This window comes from Okeania sp. SIO2B3 (assembly GCF_010672525.1).
Taxonomy (GTDB): Bacteria; Cyanobacteriota; Cyanobacteriia; order Cyanobacteriales; family Microcoleaceae; genus Okeania.
Genome location: NZ_JAAHGH010000026.1, coordinates 61,581 through 81,995, shown reverse-complemented (window position 1 = coordinate 81,995; position 20,415 = coordinate 61,581). Strand labels below are relative to the sequence as shown.

Genomic DNA, 20,415 nt, shown 5'->3' with positions numbered 1-20,415 from the left:
TTGATAACTGAAATGACCAAAAAATCAGGTCTCAAGCCTCCCCTTTCAAGGGGATGAAAAAAAATAAACTTCAATATTTCAAGCCTCTGACTTTAGGCAGAGGTACTGATAACTGATAACTGATAACTGATAACTGATAACTGAAATGACTCCAGCAATTTTTACTCCTAAGCAACACTAAAATATCACAAATGAAATTAGGATGACTATATAACTATGGTAAAACAACCAACCTCTAAAAAACGTGCTGAAGCTCTAGATTCTCTGCGAGGATTTGCTATTTTAATGATGGTATTATCTGGGATAATTCCTCGTGATAGAACATTACCTGCTTGGATGTATCATGCTCAAACTCCACCACCAAATTATGTATTTAATCCTAATCTTCCCGGATTAACTTGGGTAGATATTGTTTTTCCAATTTTCTTATTTGCAATGGGAGCATCTATACCCCTAGCTTTATCTCGATTAATAAATAAAGGATGGCGATACAGTCAAATATTTTTATTCATCCTGAAAAGAGGATTTTTGTTGGGCACTTTTGCTATAGTTATTCAACATTTTCGACCACACATTATTAATAATGCAGAGGAAATTCCCGGAAAGTGGAAACTGGCTTTATTGGGATTTTTAATCCTATTTTTAATGTACAGTCGTTTGCCAAAATTTATCCCCAAATTTATCAATCAATTAATTACTGTAGTTGGTTGGTTTTTATGTGTTTTAGTTCTGAGTAGATTAACATATCCAGATGGTAGTAACTTTTCATTAGAGCGCAGTGATATTATCCTCATCGTTTTAACTAATATGGCTGTTTTTGGTTCAATCATTTGGTTATTTACTAAATCTAATTGGTGGTTACGTTTAGGATTATTGGGAATATTATTAGGGTTAAGATTTTCTACTGCTGATGATGGATGGGTGAAAGATTTTTGGTTTAACTCTCCTTTGCCTTGGATTTTTAGATTTGATTATTTAAAGTACTTATTTATTGTTATTCCAGGTACTATTGGCGGAGATTTAATTTTAAAATGGATGAGAAATAATGAAAGTAGCGATCGCGATTCGATATTAGAAAAATGGCCAGCTAGTCGTTTTTTTATTATTGCAGTATTAATGCTGACTATTGACTTGGTATTATTGATTGGGTTACAATCTAGGCTAGTTTTAGAAACGACTTTAATAAGCGGAGTTTTATTTGCTTTTGGTTGGTTATTATTCCAGCAACCAAATAATCAGATAGAAAATTTACTCAATAAACTTTATAGTTGGGGGATTTATTGGCTAGCATTAGGATTAGCTTTTGAACCTTTTCAAGGTGGAATTAAAAAAGATAGTGCTACCCTAAGCTACTTTTTCATTACGACAGGAATGTCTATTTTTTTGTTAATTCTATTCACTGTTGTTAGAGATTATTTTCAGCAGAAAAATATTCTCAAATTATTGATATATAATGGTCAAAATCCAATGATAGCTTATGTTGCTTTTGGTAACTTACTCTTACCTATCTTGAAATTAACTGGATGGTATGAAAAAATTGCACAAATGACTCAAACAACAAGGTTAGGATTATTAACGGGACTTATTTATACATTAATAGTGGCATTAATTGTAAGTATTTTTAGCAAATTAAAGCTTTTTTGGAGGACTTAAAAACAGCATTGAAGAAGGCAGAAGGCAGCTATACTGTTTGCGCAGCATTCCGCAGGAAAGGCAGAAGGGAAAATTGCTTATAGATAGTCAACGAATGACTACTCCGTATCTACAAACACCAAACAATTTTCAGCACCGTGTAGACCGTGGGGAATTAAACCCGCCACAGAAAAGATAAAAACTAGGATATTATAGATGGTCTTGTATATGTAGTAATTTACTGTGGAGTTAGGAAACAGGGGTGCAATAGTGAGTCAGTATAAACAAAGTTGGTAATGCAAAAAAAAGGGAACAAAAAATATTTCTAATTTTTAAGTTTCAAAAAAATAGTATTGACAAATGATTTGACTTTTTCTAATGCTAATTTTATGTAAGGCTACACTTGAATAAGTTAGCCTCCTACAGAGGAACTGCGAAATTCAGGTATTATTATGGAGGACTCAGATCCGCTACAAAGGTCTACCACTAATTTTTTTTAATATAGTGAGGATATTAAACCTAATATTAAAATATAGATAATGATGAAATTAATTCATTTATCTCTGTCGATATACGGTCAATTCAAATTAGAATCTTAATTTTATGCAGCTTCATTTTAATTGAGTATTAGAATATTACTACTTGTACAGTACTACTAATATTTATTAACAAAAGAAGGAGGGTTTGATGAGTAGTATAATTCCTGTTATTTTTGTATGGTTTATAGCACTATTTGGAGCTTGTTTAGGTATTGTTATTGGAGGTACTATTGGGGGAATTGTTGGTGCAATTACCAACTTAATCACTAAATTTAGATGCACGATGAGAATATTCAATGCAGCAACTTTTACTTCACTTTTGAGTACGTTCATTTTTCTAGTTGTAGCTCATCAAAAAATTCAACCTTTAAATTGTGCGGATGGTTTAGATGGATTGTATGCCTGTTTCAGTCCACTACTTATCCCTTTTTGGGGCGCAATTATTGGAGGAATATTTGGCTCATTTGTAGGAGTTATAGTGGAAATATATACTAAATCTAATCGTTAAATTCAAGAGTGTATTGAAGTATCTCGTATTAATTTTGGATAAATTAGTTCTAAAGAAGGCTTTAGTTATACCATAGGAGAGAAGGAAAAAGTGGATGGAGATACTGAAAGATTGCAACTTCGCGTCTACAAATCCCAACAAACTTGTAAACACTGTGACGGTGCTATATTAAACCCATAAGGGAAAAGATAATTACTTGTATTTCAGATAAAATTGTTCTTTGACTCTCTAGCTCAATTTTCAGCTTTTGTGAAATAACTTTGCCATTATGTTTAGTATTTCATATAATCTCAAATTCGGTTGAATAACCTCACTTCAATTTAGTAGTCAGTAGGGGAAAAAAAGATTATATCTGAGTCTTTATATGATACCAAATCCAGTTATCAAAAATCCGTTTTTCGCTCTTACTCTCTAACCATTAAGCATAGCTGTCCTCAGCATAAATGCCTTAACTTCATAATAACAGTTCTTTCGATCACCGGATTTAGTATGATTTTTTCTTTCCTAACAAACATAATTAATTCTATGAGCAATAACACAATCTCGTCCCTGTTCTTTTGCTTGATAAAGTGCCTGATCGGCATCTATTAATAATGTACGAGTTGATAAATTTAACGTAGGAATTACGCTACTTACTCCTAAACTTACAGTTACATAAGGACTTACTTTTGAACAAGTGTGAGGTATTTCAAGCCTTTTAATTTCTCTCCTAATTAATTCTGCTCTTCCTAAAGCTTCCTCAATATTTGTATTCGGTAATATAACTCCAAATTCTTCACCACCATAACGGCAGACTAAATCTGTAGAAAATTTAGCTACCTTGCTAATAGCTTGAGCAACTTTTTTGAGGCATTGGTCTCCCTCTGGATGCCCATAAAAATCATTATAATATTTGAAATAATCCACATCACAAAGGATGAGAGATAAATATTTTTTTTCTTGTCTAAGTTGCTCCCATTTTTGATGAAAATATTCATCAAATGTACGACGATTAGCTAGAGAAGTTAAACTATCAAAACTGGCAATTCGTTTTAAATCTTGGTTTGCTTTTTTAAGAGCTATCTCAGACTTTTTCCGTTGAATTAATCCACCTAACTGAGTTGCCACAGCATTAACTAACTGTATAGAATTTTGATCTAATTTTTGAGAAAATTTCTGGAAAAATACTAAGATAGCTAAAACCTGTTTATCGAGAATAATCGGTATTCCTAAAGCAGATTTAATACCTATTTTTTCGGCAATTTGAAAACCAATCAAAACCGATTCTTTTTCCTGAGAAATATCTTTTACCCATTCTGCTTGCTGAGAATACCATACCCTTTGTAGTAAGCTTTGTTGAGAACTGAAAGTAATAATTTGATGCTGTTGTCGAAATTGTAGAGTTGCTGGTAAAGTACCATTATTACTATTACTAGAATACCATCCTCTACTAAATTTGAGCATTGTAGCTTCTGGGTCAGGAATCCATGCTTCTCCAAAATCCCAATTCATTGTTTGACAAACTTCTGCTAAAGTTACTTCTAATGCTGATTCAATATCAGATGCTTCACTAATAGCATGAGTCACTTTTAATAATAGTTGTAATAAAGCGTTTTGTTGTTGTAATTGCTGCTGTAGAGACCGCAGTCGTAATTGATTTTCAATTCTGGCTAAAATTTCAATTAATTCAAATGGTTTTGTAATATAATCTACTCCACCCACAGTAAAGGCTTTAACTTTATCCATTGCTCCATCTAAAGCAGAGATAAAAACTACGGGGATATTAGTGGTTTGTTTATCTATCTTCAGACATTCACAAATTTGATAGCCATCCATTTCTGGCATTTTAACTTCTAATAAAATCAAATCTGGAAGCTCAAAATGAATATTTTCGAGAGCTTCTTTTCCACTGGTGGCAATTTGCACTTTATACCCTTGTAAAGATAACAACTCAGTCAACAGCTTTAAACTTTTAGGATTATCGTTAATAATTAAGATACTTTCTCTAAGTATAGAATTTTGTTGTTGATACATGATTGAGTCGCGGTAGAGTAAATATGCTTACCAATGGATAATTGATAATTGATAATTAATTAATTAATCTTTAAGGTCTCTTCTTTTGAAGAAGAAAAAATTTAACAATTTCTTCGATTGTATCAATCTTCTTTCTAAAAGGGAGAGTTCATTAATGGATAATTGATAATTGATAATTACCTCGGGTTTTAACCGTTACGGAATTGAATATCAGGAGATATTATTTCTTTTCTTGGTCGATTGGATATGGCGAGGAAACCTCGCCATCCCACCCTTCGGGAAGCTACGCTTTACATGTTGCGTAGCAAAACGACCGCTTTTTTCCCCTTAAAAGGGGGAGGCTTTAAACCAGAATTATTTAATTATTAATTATTAATAATTCGGTAATTATCAATTATTAAATATTTTGTGTAGCTATTGGCCAAGTTGATTTTTATTAAATTTGTATTATATATAGAGGAGGTATAGAGTTGTTATTTTAACTCTATCAAATAATAATTAATAGCTATTTAACTGAATTTTATCTACTTTATTAAGGAAGCTACAACTATTTTTCAATTGCGATATGTACGCTGAAATGTTTGAAACGTAGCAGTTTTCAGTTTAGTGGGGTACTTTTAGTTTTTCTGATTTTTTGTTCCCAGAATTGGTTATCTCTAAAACCTAAATTTTTGCACCTCATCAGTATGGAAATTGCTATCTTCATGTATAACATAACTTTAATATAAAAATATTTAACTTGTAAGCATTCAGGAACAACTATCAGGTTCATTAACTTGAATTGTATGGCTTAAATACTCAAATAAGTCTTTCTTGTGCTTCAATTTATGGGTGAAAAATGTAGTATAAGTTAAATGAATTTTTACTTCATTCATTTTTATTGCTGAATGCGAGTGCATTCCGCACCGAATAGCTGACCGCTAATAGCTGAATGCGAGCGCATTCCGCAGGAAATGCTTACTTTAATTTTAACTAATATAACATTTTCATTTGAGTGATGAAAATACTTTTGAGGAAAATTTAACAAAGAATCAAGAAGAGTGATATTTTTGATTGTGGAATAAAGATACAGCCCTTTTTGTCTATTTTATATCAATGATTTTTATTAGATTTAGAAAATTATAAAATTAGCTTTAATATATAGTGTTTTTATTTGAGATTTAAATCTAGATTGAGGTTTTTTCTAAAAAAAATCGTGGATTGAGTACCTTATATCCTTGTATTTGCTACTACTTAATGCTGTTTTCCCTCCTTTACTATTCCCTATTCTCTTTTTAATAGCACTTTTTTTCCACATCCCAGATAAAAACTCTATAGTTTATTTTCTAATAATTTCTAGTCGGAGGACATCAGCATAGGAGGATCAAAAAAGGGCTTAATTTTAGATTTTATATCAAGTCCGGTAGCATCAGTATTGTAAAGGTAAGGAAGAAGGAAGAAGGCTTTAGTTATCTAGAATAGAAGACTTAAAAGTCCGAAAAAACTTAAATTTTATATTGACTTTTATTGATCAATGCTGAGTTACAAAACAAGTTGATTTTGAAGCTAACTTTGGTGTCACTAAAGCAACTACATGAGGAACAGGACGTGGAGTATATCTAACTAAAGATTTACCTTCATAAACTAGAGATGTGCTAGCTCCAGAATCTAACATAACTGCATCCCGAAATCCTGCTTGTGCTAAAAGTTGGCCAAGTTTTACTGAACCAACTCTTTTATAGGATACGCCAATAATAGGTTGACCACTACGATGAATTCCCCAAAATGCTCGGTGACGAGGTTCGTTGAACTTGAATAATTTACCAAAACTTTCTGGTGGTTGAGGTTGATAATTTATCACTAAAAATGCAGCTCCTACAAAAGCATCTGTAACATTTGGCATCTCTGCTTTTATGCCTTTTATTGTATTGTGATGTTTGGGATTAAAAGGAATAAAATCTACTTTATCCTCACTAATTAATACTAACGGACGATTCTTTAATTTATCGTTGTCATAGCTATCTCCAGGTACAAATTTTTTTGTATTCTGACTAAAAACCGGACCTATTATTTCGTTAGAATCTAGTTTTTCCAGAGAAAAAAATACTCCATCCACTCCAGCGATCGCCTGATGTTTTTCCACAATATCTTTGACTTGATACCGACTATCTGCATGAATAGTTATTGGTTTTCCTCCAGAAATTAAAATTAATGGAATTCCTTGAAGAGTTATTTTATTTTTGATAATTTGACCAGTAAAATCAAACCCAAATTTCCAGGGAGGTAATTGTAATCCGCCAAAAGTTTCTGCAATTGCTTTTTTTAATCCTGATTGACCGAAGCGGTCTATTGCCAATAAACTTTTTGATTCATTACTAAAGATATTTCTATTATTTTTCATTGTTAGTGCTGCTTCATATCCGGCTACTTTTACCCAAGCACTAACACGCTCATCATATTTACCTTCTGGATAAGTAAAATAGTGAATTTTTATCCCTAATTTTTTCTCTAAAATCTGCTTTGATTTGAAAATTTCTGCTTGTAGTTCTCGGTCAGATAATTTTGTTAAATCTTTGGGATGAGTAACACTATGGGAAGCAATTGTTACTAATGGATTGGTTGCCATTTCTTGCAATTGTGACCAAGTGAGAGTGGAACGACCAATTATTTTGCCTTCTATTTTGTCTGTATATACTGAGAAAACTGCTGGATAATTATATTTTTTGAGTAGGGGATAAACTATTTCATAATGACCGATATATCCGTCATCAAATGTCAGAACTATTGGTTTTTCTGGCAAGGGTTCTCCTGTGCGTAAATGCTGAATTAATTGGTCTAAGCTAATTGGGGTTAGTCCATTTTTTTTGATTAATTCGAGATGCTTTTCAAATTGTTTTACTGTGACATCAAAAGAAACTTTTTTCTTGGGCAAAATATCGTGATACATAATTATCGGAACTTTCCCTAATCTGGCTCGTTCGTGAATTGTCGGCCAAGGATTAGGGATGGTATTAGCAGCAACAATTGTTTGTTCTCCAACTATTCTAATTAAGTTGGCTAATACCATTTCTGGATTTATCATCCAGTTAGAAACAGTTAGTAATTTATTTACTGCATTATCGGCCGATATTTCTGATAATTGAATATTGTCATTATTGCAAGATTTAAGAGATTTTAAATTAGAAGTAGTTTGACCAAGCATTGGTTCTGAAAATAGTCCGATTAATAGAGTTAAACTCAGATATAAACTAAATCGATTGTGAATTTTAGTCATTTTTAGTAGATGTTTTAAGGAACAGAAAAAAGGTAAGTATTTACTGCGGAATGCTACGAAACAGACTTCAGCTATTAGCTAGTGCAAAAAGGCAGAAGGCAGGAGGCAGAAGGCAGAAGGGAAGAAGGGTTATTGTACAAGCTTTTGAACCTTTTTTTACTGGTTAGTTATTTCCGCCATCCTGCACTAGCCTCCTGCGGATAAACTACATTAACAGCAATTAATTTTGGGGAAGGTAAAAGCAACTTTTGAAATTGAGAAAAAATAAACAGTTACTGTCAAAGTCCCCTTCCCAAACCTTAGAATTAATTATTCATTACTAATTTAATTGCTGATAGCTGACTGCTAATAGCTAAATGCTGACAAAATGACAATCTAGTTTGAACTTAATTTAGGTATTTGACAAATACCAATAATAATCAAAAGAATAGCAAAATTTGTTAGACAGTTTATCAATATTTTTATTTGTTTTAATCAATGTATAGCAGCTAACAAAATAGAAATTAATTGTTTAAAGGGAGTTTAACAATAGATTAATAAAATTCTCTATTTAACACCAAACTAATCAAACCTTTACCTAAATTTGAAATATAATTAACCTAATTAATTATAATTGTGGAGAAAAAAATGAAATTCAACCGTCGTTATTTCCTAATTTCTCTCGGCAGTGTATTAGGATTAGCTTTTAATTCTTGCAAAAATTTACGGCAGAGCAAGACTACAAACGTAGAAAATTTTAATTCTCAAATTCCCGCAAATCAGACTATTTCTCCCTCAGAAATATCGACCCCATCAACACCCGCTCCTCCAGGAATGTTTGCCCCAAAACGAGGAGATATTCGACTCGTAGTTATTAGCGATTTAAACAGTAGTTATGGTTCCACAAATTACCAACCACAAGTAGAAAAAACTATTCCTTTAATATCTGAATGGCAACCAGATTTAGTGCTTTGCGCAGGTGATATTATCGCCGGACAAAAACTATCACTTACTGAAGAAAATATTCAAGCCATGTGGGATGGTTTTGACCGTTATATTGCCACACCATTACGTCAAGCAAAACAGCCTTTTGCTATTACTATTGGTAATCACGATGCTTCAGGTTATATTAAGTCCGGAAAATTTATATTTGCCAAAGAACGCAGACTAGCACAAGATTATTGGAGTCAACATCAAAAAGATTTAAACCTAAAATTTTTCGATGCAAAAGGCTTTCCTTTTTACTATAGTTTTCTCCACAAAGAAATTTTTTATTTAATTTGGGATGCTTCTACATTTCAGATTCCTAAACAACAATTAGAATGGGCAGAAAAAAGTCTGGCAAGTAGTCAAGCACAAACAGCAAAAATGCGAATTGTGATGGGGCATTTACCTTTTTATGCTGTTGCTCCTACTAAAAATAAAATGGGTGATGTTTTAGCTAAAGCCGATGAATTACGAACTATGCTAGAAAAGTATAATGTTCACCTATATATTAGCGGTCATCATCATGCTTATTTTCCCGGTTATAAAGGTAATTTGAAATTGCTTTATTCTGGTGCTTTAGGTAGCGGTCCGCGTACTTTAATTGGTAGTAATTTATCTCCCCGAAATACTTTGATAGTTGTTGATATTAATTTAAAGGAAAACAAGAGTTTTTATACTACCTATGACATGAACACTTTAGCAGTGGTTGACCCACAGGAATTACCAGAAAAAATTACAGGTATAAATGGTTCGGTTTTGCGGGAAAAAGAAGCTTCACTAAAGTAAAAAGTCAAAAGTCAGAAGTCAAAAGTGATATTTTAAGTACTTATATCATGTTCGGATGATTAGTGATAAAAAACCTCTTCACTTCAAATTTTGCTCTTTTCCTTCTGCTTTCTGTCTTCTGCCTTCCTTCCACCAAAGTGTAAGTATTCAACCGAACATAATATTAAAGCCCCTACTTTACATTAATTTAAGCTGATTATCTGACTTCATCAGTTACCAACTATTTGTGGAATTTTTTAAGTAAATTTGTATAACATACTGTCTATTGAGGTAATTGAAAATTACTTGATTCTGGTGCTTCAGATGGGATATACTTCATTAATTGATAATTAATAATAAATAATGGATAATTACCGAAAAAACCTGGTCTAAAGCCTCCCCTTTTAAGGGGATAAAAAAAAGAGAATTCCGTATTGAAAACCTCCTTATTGCAGAGGTACTGATAACTGATAACTGATAACTGAAATGACCTCTGGTTAAAACTGTTACGGATTGAATATAAGGAAATCTGATTTCTTCTTTCTCCTTAAAAGGAGAGGCTTTAAACCAAATAGATTAATTATGAATTATCAATTATTCATTGGTAATTTAATAAGGGCTTGCTGATTAATTATCAAAGTATTTACTGATATTAGTTTTAGCATTTTTGGGTTGAAAAAAGTACAAGTTTTGCGGTGGCAAGAGCTGCAAAAAGCTAGTATTTTGGAATGATTATGGCAGAAAAATTGAGGGAAAATTTTTCCGACTACCTCCTCTATAATTCCCATTTATCCTGTCTCCTGTATCGCCCTCCCCTCCAAGGAGGGGTTAGGGGTGGGTTGGGAGGAGTTAGGGCTGGGTTGTCTCCTACTAAAATACTTTTTCAGCAAACCCTAATTAGCAGTAACTTATCTCCCAGAAAAACTTGAATATTTGTTGATATTAATCTAGAGTAAACTCAGAGTTTCTACATAACAGGTTCCGAACATTTTAGCAGTGATTAATTCACAGAAGTTACCAGAAAAAATTACAAGTTTAAATCGTTCTATTTTGCCGGAATAAAAAAGTAATGTTGCCTAGTTAACAAAAATCGGGATAATCTGACATACTGTCTGTGTTGAATTATTTTTGGCAATTTATACACATATGGCAACAATTAACAATAATTACCTCAAACTTAAAGCAGGTTATCTATTTCCAGAAATAGCCCGTCGAGTAAATACCTTCGCTGAAGCTCACCCAGAGGCCAAAATTATTAAACTAGGTATTGGGGACGTCACCGAACCCCTGCCAGAAGCTTGCCGTCAGGCCATTATTAAAGCAGTAGAAGAAATGGGCGATCGCTCTACCTTTAAAGGTTATGGCCCAGAACAAGGTTATGGTTGGTTGCGCGAAAAAATTGCGACTCAAGATTTCCAAGCTAGGGGATGTGATATTGATGCCTCGGAAATTTTCATTTCTGATGGATCGAAATGCGACACTGGTAATATTCTCGACATTTTTGGTCACGATAATACTATTGCGGTGACTGACCCAGTTTATCCAGTGTATGTAGATACTAATGTAATGGCAGGTAATACTGGAGATGTGAATGAGAAAGGGGAATATGAGGGTTTAGTTTATTTACCCATTACCGCAGAAAATAATTTTACTGCCGAACTTCCCACTCAAAAGGTAGATTTGATTTATCTGTGCTTCCCGAATAACCCCACTGGTGCAATTGCCACAAAAGAATATCTCCAGACTTGGGTAAATTATGCAAAAGCAAATGATGCGATTATTTTATTCGATGCTGCTTACGAAGCATTTATTACTGATGCAAGTCTTCCCCACTCCATTTATGAAATAGAAGGAGCAAGAGAATGCGCGATCGAATTTCGTTCTTTTTCTAAGAATGCTGGTTTTACAGGTACTCGTTGTGCGCTGACTGTCATACCCAAAACTCTCAAAGGCAAAGCTGCTGATGGTAGCGATGTAGAATTATGGAAATTGTGGAACCGCCGTCATTGCACAAAATTTAATGGAGTTTCTTATATTGTGCAGCGTGGTGCAGAAGCAGTTTACTCCGATGAAGGGAAAGCACAGGTGAAGGGGTTGATCGAATTTTATTTAGAGAATGCCAAAATTATTTGTTCCCAGTTACAAGCGGCAGGGTTAACTGTTTATGGTGGTGTGAATGCGCCTTATGTTTGGGTACAGACTCCTACAGGTTTATCTAGTTGGGATTTTTTCGATAAACTGTTGCACAACTGTAATGTTGTCGGTACACCCGGTTCAGGTTTTGGTGCAGCAGGTGAAGGTTATTTCCGAATTTCCGCTTTTAACAGTCGGGAAAATGTTAATGAGGCGATGAAACGGATAACTGAGAAATTTAAAGTTTAGGTAGGCGATCGCTAAAATCAGTATTAGTAGGATGGGCAAATATTCAGTTATGGAAAATATTTCTAACTGAAGCAACATTTGCCTACCTGCTTGTAAATCATATGGAAAAACTATATGTCTTTTAGTAACTATAAAAGTATTAGTGCAGTTATCCAAGAATTTCAAATTACCTACATTGAATCTGATTTTATTTTGGAGACAGAATTTAGCATTCCTGAATATTTCAGAAATGATATAGAAATAGTTATGCGGGAAGGAATAGTTGATAATTCAGAATTTGCTATCTGTGAAAACTTAATTTATCCAGTTTTAAAAGAAGTCTGGAAATCTTATTGTAGTAAATTGATTTTGTGGAGTCATCAGTCGCTGATTTATAACGATAATCTTGCGGGTTTTCCAGAATATATTCTAGCTAAACGTTCTCCACTAGGAAAAGTTGTCTTTGACAAACCTTATTTACTTTTAGTAGAAGCAAAACAAGATAAATTTGAGGAAGGATGGGGACAATGTTTGGCAGAAATGGTAGCTGCCCAAAAATTAAATGAAAACCCAGAGATGATAGTTTTTGGGATTGTTTCAAATGGCAAAATTTGGCAATTTGGTAAACTACAAGCAAATATTTTTACTAAAAATATGACTTTTTATACTTTTCAAGACTTAGACCAATTATTTGCCGTGGTTAACTATATTTTTCAACAATGTGAACTACAGCTAGATTCTCAAATCTCTGTTTAATATTTTATTTAACTATAATCTAACTTTTTGTAGGGAACGTAGCTTACTTATGTAAATTATTACCTAGTGCTAAAATGATAAATATCTATAGCTATATTCAACTAAAAATAAACAGATAAAAGTATTATGATTGACCCCTTAGAAATAGCCAAATATTTCATTATGCGGGCTTATGAAGATGGTAGAGAAGCTGAAATAACCAATATGAAAGTACAAAAACTTCTCTACTATAGTCAATGCTTATATTTAGCGCTTAATGATGAACCTTTATTCACCGATCAAATACAAGCTTGGCCACATGGTCCAGTTTGCCCCCCAGTTTATCAATTTTATAAGCCATTTAAAGCCGAAAAATTACCTATTCCAATTCAGGAAAATATAGCAAACTTAACTTCAGAAATCCAGCAGATTTTAGAGGAAGTCTGGCAATATTTTGGTGAATATGATGCTTACTATTTGAGTGATTTAACCCACCTAGAATTTCCGTGGCAAAAAGCCAGAAAAGATTTACCTAGTAATGCAAGTTCAAATGAACCCATATCATTAGAAGATATGCGTTTATTAGGAGAAGAAAAACTTTTAGAAATTGAGAAAGAACATCCTCAATACGCTTCTATCTTTTCTGATTTTTTAAAAGCAGCAATAGAGTCTAAGGAAAAACCAGAATATATTCAGCAAGGAGAAGTAAATGACTGGCTCAACTCTCTTCTCGATTGAGAAGACTACTAACTTTAAACAGACTTTCAAAAAGTTAGTCAAAACCTATAAATCTAAATCTCAAAAAGAGGAATTTATTCAGGTTATTACTAAATGCCTAGAAGAACTAATTATTAACCCTTATCTACCTCAAGCAAGACCTGAGGCTTTACCAAATGGTCAAAAATTACCTAATGAGTGTCAGTTTTATAAGTTAGCTTTAACTATTGCTAAAGGTGCATCAGGAAAAATCAGATTAATGTATTTAGTTTACGAGAAGAAAAGAGTGATTAATCCTTTCTGGATTTATAGTCATCAACAATTTGAAAAACGACCTCCCGATAGAGTTCTTAAAGATGTTATTCAAGAAACTTTGGAGGGAAAATATATTGACAGAGAAATTACTAAAAATGACATAGTTGTTTGACTATTTTTGCTAAAAGTATTATTTATGAAACCATTAATATTAGATATTTTTTCCGGTGCAGGTGGATTTAGTCTTGGTTTTAAGTGGGCAGGTTGTCAAATTATTGGTGCTATAGAAATAGATAAATGGGCATCAGAAACTTTTGCTTATAATCATCCAGATGCAGTTGTTATCAATCAAGATATTACGAATATTACTAATAAGGATATAGCAGCAATTTGGGGTAATAATAAACCACAAATTGTGATAGGTGGTCCGCCTTGCCAAGGATATTCTATTTGTAATAAAAATTCTGGAGACCCTAAAGACCCTAGAAATAATCTTTTTAGAGAATTAATTAGAATAGCTGTAGTTTTTGAGCCAGAAATATTAATTATGGAAAATGTACCTAATCTGATTAAATTTCGGACTCATTCTCAAACCAAAGTTATTGATATTATTGAAGAGGAGTTTAATAAGATTGGGTATCACTTCTACATAAAGATATTGGAAGCTACAGCATACGGCGTACCTCAAATCAGAAAACGTTTATTTATTGTTGCTTCAAAACAGGAACTAGAAAATCCTTTTCCCTTGCCAACTCATGGAGTATTAACCAATCGGCAAATGTCTTTATTTGGAGAAAATTTAAAGTTCTGTCCGACATTATGGGATGCTATTTCTGACTTACCGACCTTAGAAGCTGGTGAAGGAAAAGAAGAGTCAAATTATGTCAAAAAGCCATTGAATGAATATCAAAAATTGTTGAGAAATGGAAATAATATTCTATTCAATCATAAAGCCATGAATCACACTCAAAGAATGGTAGAAAGATTTGCCACAATGACTTGGGGAAGTTCTGGAAAAGATGTACCAAAACATTTACAACCACGACAAAGAAACTCTACAAAAATATCTCAAAAAATCTACGACCAAAATAATAGAAGACTCCATCCAGATAAACCATGCCATACAATTCCAGCGTCGTTTTATGCTAATTTTGTTCACCCTTATCAACATAGAAATTTCACAGCTAGAGAAGGTGCAAGAATACAATCATTTCCAGATAGTTTTAAATTCATGGGTAAACCAACAGTTGTTAGTCATAAGCTACTATCTAGAGAAGGTCGTTTAGCAGAAAAACATTTATGCCAATACAATCAAATTGGAAACGCCGTTCCTCCTTTGTTAGCTAAAGCTATTGCTGATAATATATTAAAACAGTTGTAAAATAGGTAAGCATTTCCTGCGGAATGGGCTTGCATTCAGCTCTCAGCTATTAGATATCCGCTATAATTTATTAATTCATTATTTTGGAAGAAGTAATTAGTCTCCAAGAAGTGAAATATGTTTGTGTAGCATGACCCAGGAAAGAAAAAGGTTATTACCTAACCTTAGTAAGTTATTATGATCAAAAGCTGAAAGCTGAATACTAATAGCTGAACGCTTATTAAAATAGAGCTAAATAAAATGTATGTTCATGGTAAAAATTTAGAGCAGAAAGAAAATCATAAAACGAAATATAGAGACGAAGATTCTCGGAGATATTTGAGAGAAATAAGAGAAAAATATAATGAGTGGAAATTGGCTAATGAAGGGCTAATTTGTCCATTAATTGAAAAAACAAACCAAGATAGCGAATTATTGATAAAGCGAGTAGAATTTTTGAATCAATACAAAGATTTTCTAGAACAACAACACTATGCTGAAAAATTTGATTCTCGTTCAAATCTCCATTCATCTGTGTTAGAAGAATTTATGTATTATCTCTTCAAAGATTTAGTTAGTGAGTTTTCATCACAAGCTTTAATTGGTAAGTCTCGTACTTTCAAAGATATATTTTTTCGGTCTGAAAATTATCAAGATATGCTCAATTATCCTCATGCTTTAATTGAACTAAAAGATAATGATTTTGCCATAGGAGTGAGAATTAATGCCCAAATGAATTGTCAAGGTTCTCAAGAATTAGAAAGTCATATTTGGGATGTACCTGCTGTAGTTATAGAATGCAAAACTTATTTGGATCAAACTATGCTTCAAGATGCAGCAACGGCAGCAGAACAACTTAAATACAGAAATCCTAATGCCATTTATATTTTAGTTGCAGAATGGCTAAAATTAACAGATGCAGTAAATTTACGAAAATTCAAAATAGACCAAATATATGTATTAAGAAAACAAAAGAATACAGATAGATAATTTTGATTTCAAGAAGGTTATGTGAAAAACCCTATATATGCAGATGTAGTAGAACATTTATTTGTTAATATTCGAGATTATTTAACCTCTGATTGGGAGGGCGGTATTAATTTTGGTTTGAAACGGGGTTATTTAATTTAGCTAATTATTATGATTTTACTTACAGAAGACTCAACAGAAAATTATTATTCTGCCAGTGCTAATGATATTAAAATTGCTACAGAAACAGCAAAATTAATGGGATTTCAGGTTTATTATATCCCGTCAGATTTTAGCATTTGTGAAACAGCCGAAAATGCACTTGCTCATATTCCGATACAACCACAAGAAACATTAGGTTTGTGCATTGGATATATTCCTACACCAGAACGTTATTAAGCTATTTATTATGCTGCTATTCATAAGGGTATTAAACTGCTCAATACTCCTAAACAACATCTAACTGTTCAAGAATTTGACCGTGCTTATCCTAAGTTATTAAACTTAACTCCAGAAAGCATTATCATTACCCATAATTCAGAATGCCAAACCATAACCAAACGACTAGAATTCCCAGTTTTTGTTAAAGGAGTTGTACAGTCAAAAAAAACTAAAGGATGGAAAGCTTGTATAGCAGAAAATTTAGCAGAATTAGAAACACTCACTCAAGAATTACTTACTCAAAAAAGTGGGGCAAGAGGTCGAGTAGTTGTCCGGAAATTAGTTAAATTACGCCATAGTCGTTATGCCGAAAATGGTTTTCCCTTGGGACGAGAATATCGGGTATTTATTTACTGTGAAAAAGTCTTAGGTTGGGGTTATTATTGGCAAGGTGAAGACCCATTAAAAAAACTTTCTCCTAGTGAATAAAAACAAGTTTTAGAATTAGCGCTCGCTGCTGCAAAATCTCTGAATGTTCCTTATATATCCGTAGATGTTGGGCAGTTATAAAACGGTGAATGGATAGTAATTGAAACGGGAGACCCACAGTTTTCTGGGGTTAGTCAAATTCCTTTACTGGAGCTTTATCAGCAGATATTAAATATAGTTTCAATGTCTTAGTTTTGGTTTGAACAGAAGTTGAGGGTTGAAGGTTGGGAGCGATCGCTCATACCAGTGGTAACACCAATTCTTTTAATGAAATAGTATAATATAGCAATCTGTCCTTAAGGAGACACTCTTGTTGCTGATAGCTGACAGCTAATAGCTGTTTGCGCAGCATTCCGCAGGAAATGCTTACCCTGCTTAAATAGGGCTTGCTGATTAAATATCAAAGCATTGACTGATATTGGTTTTAGGCTTTTTAGGTCTTGAAAAAGTACAAGGTTTTCGTTGTAGGCAGCTCAAAAAGTTAGGATTTTGGACTGACTATGGCAGAAAAATCAAGGGATAATTCTTCCTACTGCCTCCTCTACATTCCCCATTTCTCCTGTCTCCTGTCTCCTGTCTCCTACCCCACCAGAAAGACTTTCCATACGCAAACCCTAAATATTGAAACTATTTCAACTGTGCCAGTTTAGAAAAATCACTACAACTGTCTATCCTCTTCTATGACAACTAAATAACTGTCACCTCCATACTAAGTTCTACCTTAATAGTTAGCTTAGGATTGATATTAAGAAAGGCAAGAACACAAGAGTGACACCTTATCATCTGGTCAGTTTCTATTAACAAGCTGCCAGAAATCGGGTAACACTTTCTCGAATCTGCCTAAATCATTAAACCAAAAATAACTTAACTGAAAAACCATGAACTTAGTAACAACAATTAATTCCGCTAATCACGCCCAATTTGACCTAGCTGGTTATTGCCATTCCACTCCTAACTATCTACAAACTAGAGCCAGAATTAATTATTTACTCGAACGCTATCTTTCTCAAGACATTCTCACAGAAAGACTATTAGACTTACCCCAACAATTTGAAACTCCTCAACAAAGACCATGGCAAAAAATTAATTGGCAAGCTATAAATCATAGTCAAATTATTGGTATAGAACCAAAATTATTTTTACAAGTAATTGCCTCCGCCGTAGAAATTGAAGCACCCATTCGTTCTTATTCCCAAGAAAGTTGGGGTTATTTACAAACAGCTCATCCTCAATTAGCTAGATTTATGGGAGGTGTAACTGATGAAAATGGGAAAATAATTGAAGTTGGTATTTGGGAAAAAGAAGAACGACAACACGCCCCTGCTTTTAGCAAGATTTATCAACAACTTACAGGGAAAAAATTACAGCAAAAACCTAATACCGTTCATGGTTATCAACCTACTGGAAATGTACGGGCAGAAATCTATAATCATGGAGTAAGTAGAATAAGTTCTGAATGGAGTGCCGTATCTATTTATATATGGTTAATGTCTCATTCTACAGGAGCATTACAAATGGCGATCGCTCAACCTTTACAAGATGAAGTTAATCATTTGGGTAAGTTTTGGGGAATCACTAGATGGGGTTTTGGCGATTCAGTTTTTCGGCGAGTTATTGGCAGTATTTATCGCCTAATTAGACTATTAAATCATCATCAAAAAGAGCGAACTTCTGGTCAAGATATTATCAAGTTTTCTCATCTCAAATATGGTATAGAGATTGGCTATAGCTTGATGAAAGTAATGACACAAATGTGTCGTTGGAATTATCATTTAAAAGCTGATGCTTTGAGTCAAGTTTTTGGTAATTCTCTCAGTCATACTTCTTTAGAAGTCAGTCCTCAGTCCTCAGGAGTCGTATGGGAATAGCTTCAATACCAGTTTTTAGGCCATAAATTCTCTTTTTCTCTTGGTGCGCGTTCCGCAAGCGAGCTGTCGTCGTCGCGGGGTCGCACCGCTTGCGTCTGACGCCGACGCGGGATCTGACCGCAAGCGAACTGGCGTCGTCACGGGAATGTTTACTCCGCCTCTACAGACCCGCCATCAATACGCATTACACACTTTTCAAAATATTGTTAATTGTTGAAAACCGTAATCAGTATACTAGCAATTACCGGATTTGGTATAACTAGAAAATAAGAAAGTAGTTGATACAGCAGAAGTCAGGATGCTGGAAAACTCATATATCTGGTACTGTGGATATGTAAAGTACACAAAGTTTTATCTATTGCGACCAATACACTATGCTTCGCCACGTCCACTACCTCGTTCATCACAGTACACCCTAACTTGAGCAAAAGATTGTTGGGTATTTGAGGTTGAGTAATTTAGTTGTAAACTGCAGATATTACGGAATAAGATCGTCGAAATTACGATGGAAATGTAAATAAATAGGTAGAGACTCATAGGAGTTGTCCATTGTTCATGCAAGGAGTTTCTACTATTAAATACAAAACTTATATAGTCTTTTCAGGATATAATTCAGTGTCTTTACCTATTCCAGGAAAATTGCAGCCAGATGATCAATTATTTAGGGCTTGCTGATTAAATCTAAAAGCATTGATATATAAATACTTTAGCCTTTTTGAGGCCTTTCAAAAGTGCCTGGTTTTCGGCTCTTCATGCTCATGCTAGGAGCGTATTTTAGGCGCATAGTTGGGCAGAAAAATCATTCTTACAATTGTTACTCCTATCTCCTCTACATTCACATTTCTCCTGTCTCCTGTCTTCCCCTCCACGGTCGGGGGAGGGGCTAGGGGTGGGTTGTCTCCTACCCTCACCCATAAGACTTTTTCAGCAAACCCTATTTAGGTGATGAGGAATGAGCGATCGCTGAGTCTACTTGCTTCAACAAGATTTCTAAGGTTGAGGAGTTATCCAAAACTACATCTGCTTGTTGACATTTATTTTCTAGAGGCATTTGATGATTAATTCGAGTGTAAGCTTGTTCTTGACTTAAGCTATCACGTTTCATCAATCTCTCTATTTGTTGTTGAGGTGAAGTGTATGTAACCCAAATTTCTGTTACTAAATCAGTCATTTTGGCTTCAAACAGCAATGGTATTACTAATACTGCTGTGGGGTATCGACCGGAGGTATTATACCCAGGTTCATTATTTTTGACGACAAACTGCTGAATATTCTCCTCGAAGCGATCGCGTACATAAGGATGAATTTGTTTCTCTAACCAGAATAACTCTTCTTGATTGTTAAAAACAATCTCTCCTAATTTTTGCCTATCAAGATTACCATTAGGTAACAATATATTTGTGCCATAGTGTTCTACTATACTATCTAAAATCAATGAATCTGGTTGTACAGCTTTACGGGCATAAATATCTGCGTCCCAAATTGGGAGATGGTAAGTTTTGTTCAAATAATTTGATACAGTAGTCTTTCCTGTACCAATACCCCCAGTTAAACCAATAAGACGCATCATAAAAAAGTTAAAAGTCAAAAGTTAAAAGTATAGC

The 20,415-nt window shown here is 33.7% G+C and carries 15 protein-coding genes; 11 read left to right on the top strand and 4 right to left on the bottom strand.

Translation table 11 applies throughout. From position 1 onward, the window contains the following. Nucleotides 1-216: 216 nt before the first annotated feature. On the top strand, nucleotides 217-1,653 hold the full coding sequence (locus F6K15_RS18945) for a DUF5009 domain-containing protein (RefSeq protein ID WP_293063214.1): 1,437 nt from the start codon (nucleotides 217-219) through the stop codon (nucleotides 1,651-1,653). A 666-nt stretch (nucleotides 1,654-2,319) separates the two neighbouring features. Further along, a complete protein-coding gene (locus F6K15_RS18940) occupies nucleotides 2,320-2,679 on the top strand; it encodes a hypothetical protein (protein WP_293063212.1) in 360 nt (119 codons plus the stop codon). A 504-nt stretch (nucleotides 2,680-3,183) separates the two neighbouring features. Here the strand turns inward: F6K15_RS18940 and F6K15_RS18935 are convergent. Both F6K15_RS18935 and F6K15_RS18930 read right to left on the bottom strand, forming a co-directional pair. Continuing rightward, nucleotides 3,184-4,692, bottom strand: coding sequence for a diguanylate cyclase domain-containing protein (locus F6K15_RS18935; protein WP_293063210.1), 1,509 nt, complete (start codon nucleotides 4,690-4,692; stop codon nucleotides 3,184-3,186). Between the two features lie 1,510 nt (nucleotides 4,693-6,202). Beyond that, complete coding sequence (locus tag F6K15_RS18930) at nucleotides 6,203-7,945, bottom strand: polysaccharide deacetylase family protein (RefSeq protein ID WP_293063208.1); 1,743 nt, start codon at nucleotides 7,943-7,945, stop codon at nucleotides 6,203-6,205. Between the two features lie 627 nt (nucleotides 7,946-8,572). On the opposite strand from F6K15_RS18930, the gene F6K15_RS18925 reads away from it, so the two are divergent. From F6K15_RS18925 to F6K15_RS18890, 8 genes are all read left to right on the top strand, one after another. Next, a complete protein-coding gene (locus F6K15_RS18925) occupies nucleotides 8,573-9,697 on the top strand; it encodes a metallophosphoesterase (RefSeq protein ID WP_293063206.1) in 1,125 nt (374 codons plus the stop codon). 1,125 nt (nucleotides 9,698-10,822) lie between these two features. Then, nucleotides 10,823-12,058 (top strand): LL-diaminopimelate aminotransferase, encoded by a 1,236-nt coding sequence (locus tag F6K15_RS18920; RefSeq protein WP_293063205.1) that lies wholly within the window; start codon nucleotides 10,823-10,825, stop codon nucleotides 12,056-12,058. A 114-nt stretch (nucleotides 12,059-12,172) separates the two neighbouring features. Next, nucleotides 12,173-12,793 carry a hypothetical protein gene (locus tag F6K15_RS18915; protein WP_293063204.1) on the top strand — a complete coding sequence of 207 codons (621 nt, stop codon included), beginning with the start codon at nucleotides 12,173-12,175 and terminating at the stop codon, nucleotides 12,791-12,793. A gap of 126 nt (nucleotides 12,794-12,919) precedes the next feature. Further along, nucleotides 12,920-13,510: a Panacea domain-containing protein gene (locus F6K15_RS18910; protein WP_293063202.1), complete on the top strand. Its 591-nt coding sequence runs from the start codon at nucleotides 12,920-12,922 to the stop codon at nucleotides 13,508-13,510. Further along, nucleotides 13,482-13,916, top strand: coding sequence for a hypothetical protein (locus F6K15_RS18905; RefSeq protein ID WP_293063200.1), 435 nt, complete (start codon nucleotides 13,482-13,484; stop codon nucleotides 13,914-13,916). Before F6K15_RS18910 ends, F6K15_RS18905 begins: the two co-directional genes overlap by 29 nt. Before the next feature lie 24 nt (nucleotides 13,917-13,940). Next, the gene (locus tag F6K15_RS18900) at nucleotides 13,941-15,125 is read left to right on the top strand and encodes a DNA cytosine methyltransferase (RefSeq protein ID WP_293063198.1); all 1,185 of its coding nucleotides are present in this window, start codon (nucleotides 13,941-13,943) and stop codon (nucleotides 15,123-15,125) included. A gap of 240 nt (nucleotides 15,126-15,365) precedes the next feature. Further along, on the top strand, nucleotides 15,366-16,094 hold the full coding sequence (locus tag F6K15_RS18895) for a Bpu10I family restriction endonuclease (RefSeq protein WP_363268264.1): 729 nt from the start codon (nucleotides 15,366-15,368) through the stop codon (nucleotides 16,092-16,094). A 150-nt stretch (nucleotides 16,095-16,244) separates the two neighbouring features. Next, complete coding sequence (locus F6K15_RS18890; protein WP_293063196.1) at nucleotides 16,245-16,472, top strand: hypothetical protein; 228 nt, start codon at nucleotides 16,245-16,247, stop codon at nucleotides 16,470-16,472. 86 nt (nucleotides 16,473-16,558) lie between these two features. On the opposite strand, the gene F6K15_RS18885 is transcribed toward F6K15_RS18890, so the two are convergent. Further along, nucleotides 16,559-16,738 (bottom strand): hypothetical protein, encoded by a 180-nt coding sequence (locus F6K15_RS18885; RefSeq protein WP_293063194.1) that lies wholly within the window; start codon nucleotides 16,736-16,738, stop codon nucleotides 16,559-16,561. Between the two features lie 1,083 nt (nucleotides 16,739-17,821). Between F6K15_RS18885 and F6K15_RS18880 the strand changes: the two genes are divergently transcribed. Then, nucleotides 17,822-18,811: a hypothetical protein gene (locus F6K15_RS18880; RefSeq protein WP_293063192.1), complete on the top strand. Its 990-nt coding sequence runs from the start codon at nucleotides 17,822-17,824 to the stop codon at nucleotides 18,809-18,811. Between the two features lie 934 nt (nucleotides 18,812-19,745). Here the strand turns inward: F6K15_RS18880 and coaE are convergent. Continuing rightward, nucleotides 19,746-20,378: a dephospho-CoA kinase gene (coaE, locus tag F6K15_RS18875; RefSeq protein WP_363268268.1), complete on the bottom strand. Its 633-nt coding sequence runs from the start codon at nucleotides 20,376-20,378 to the stop codon at nucleotides 19,746-19,748. Nucleotides 20,379-20,415: the final 37 nt, after the last annotated feature.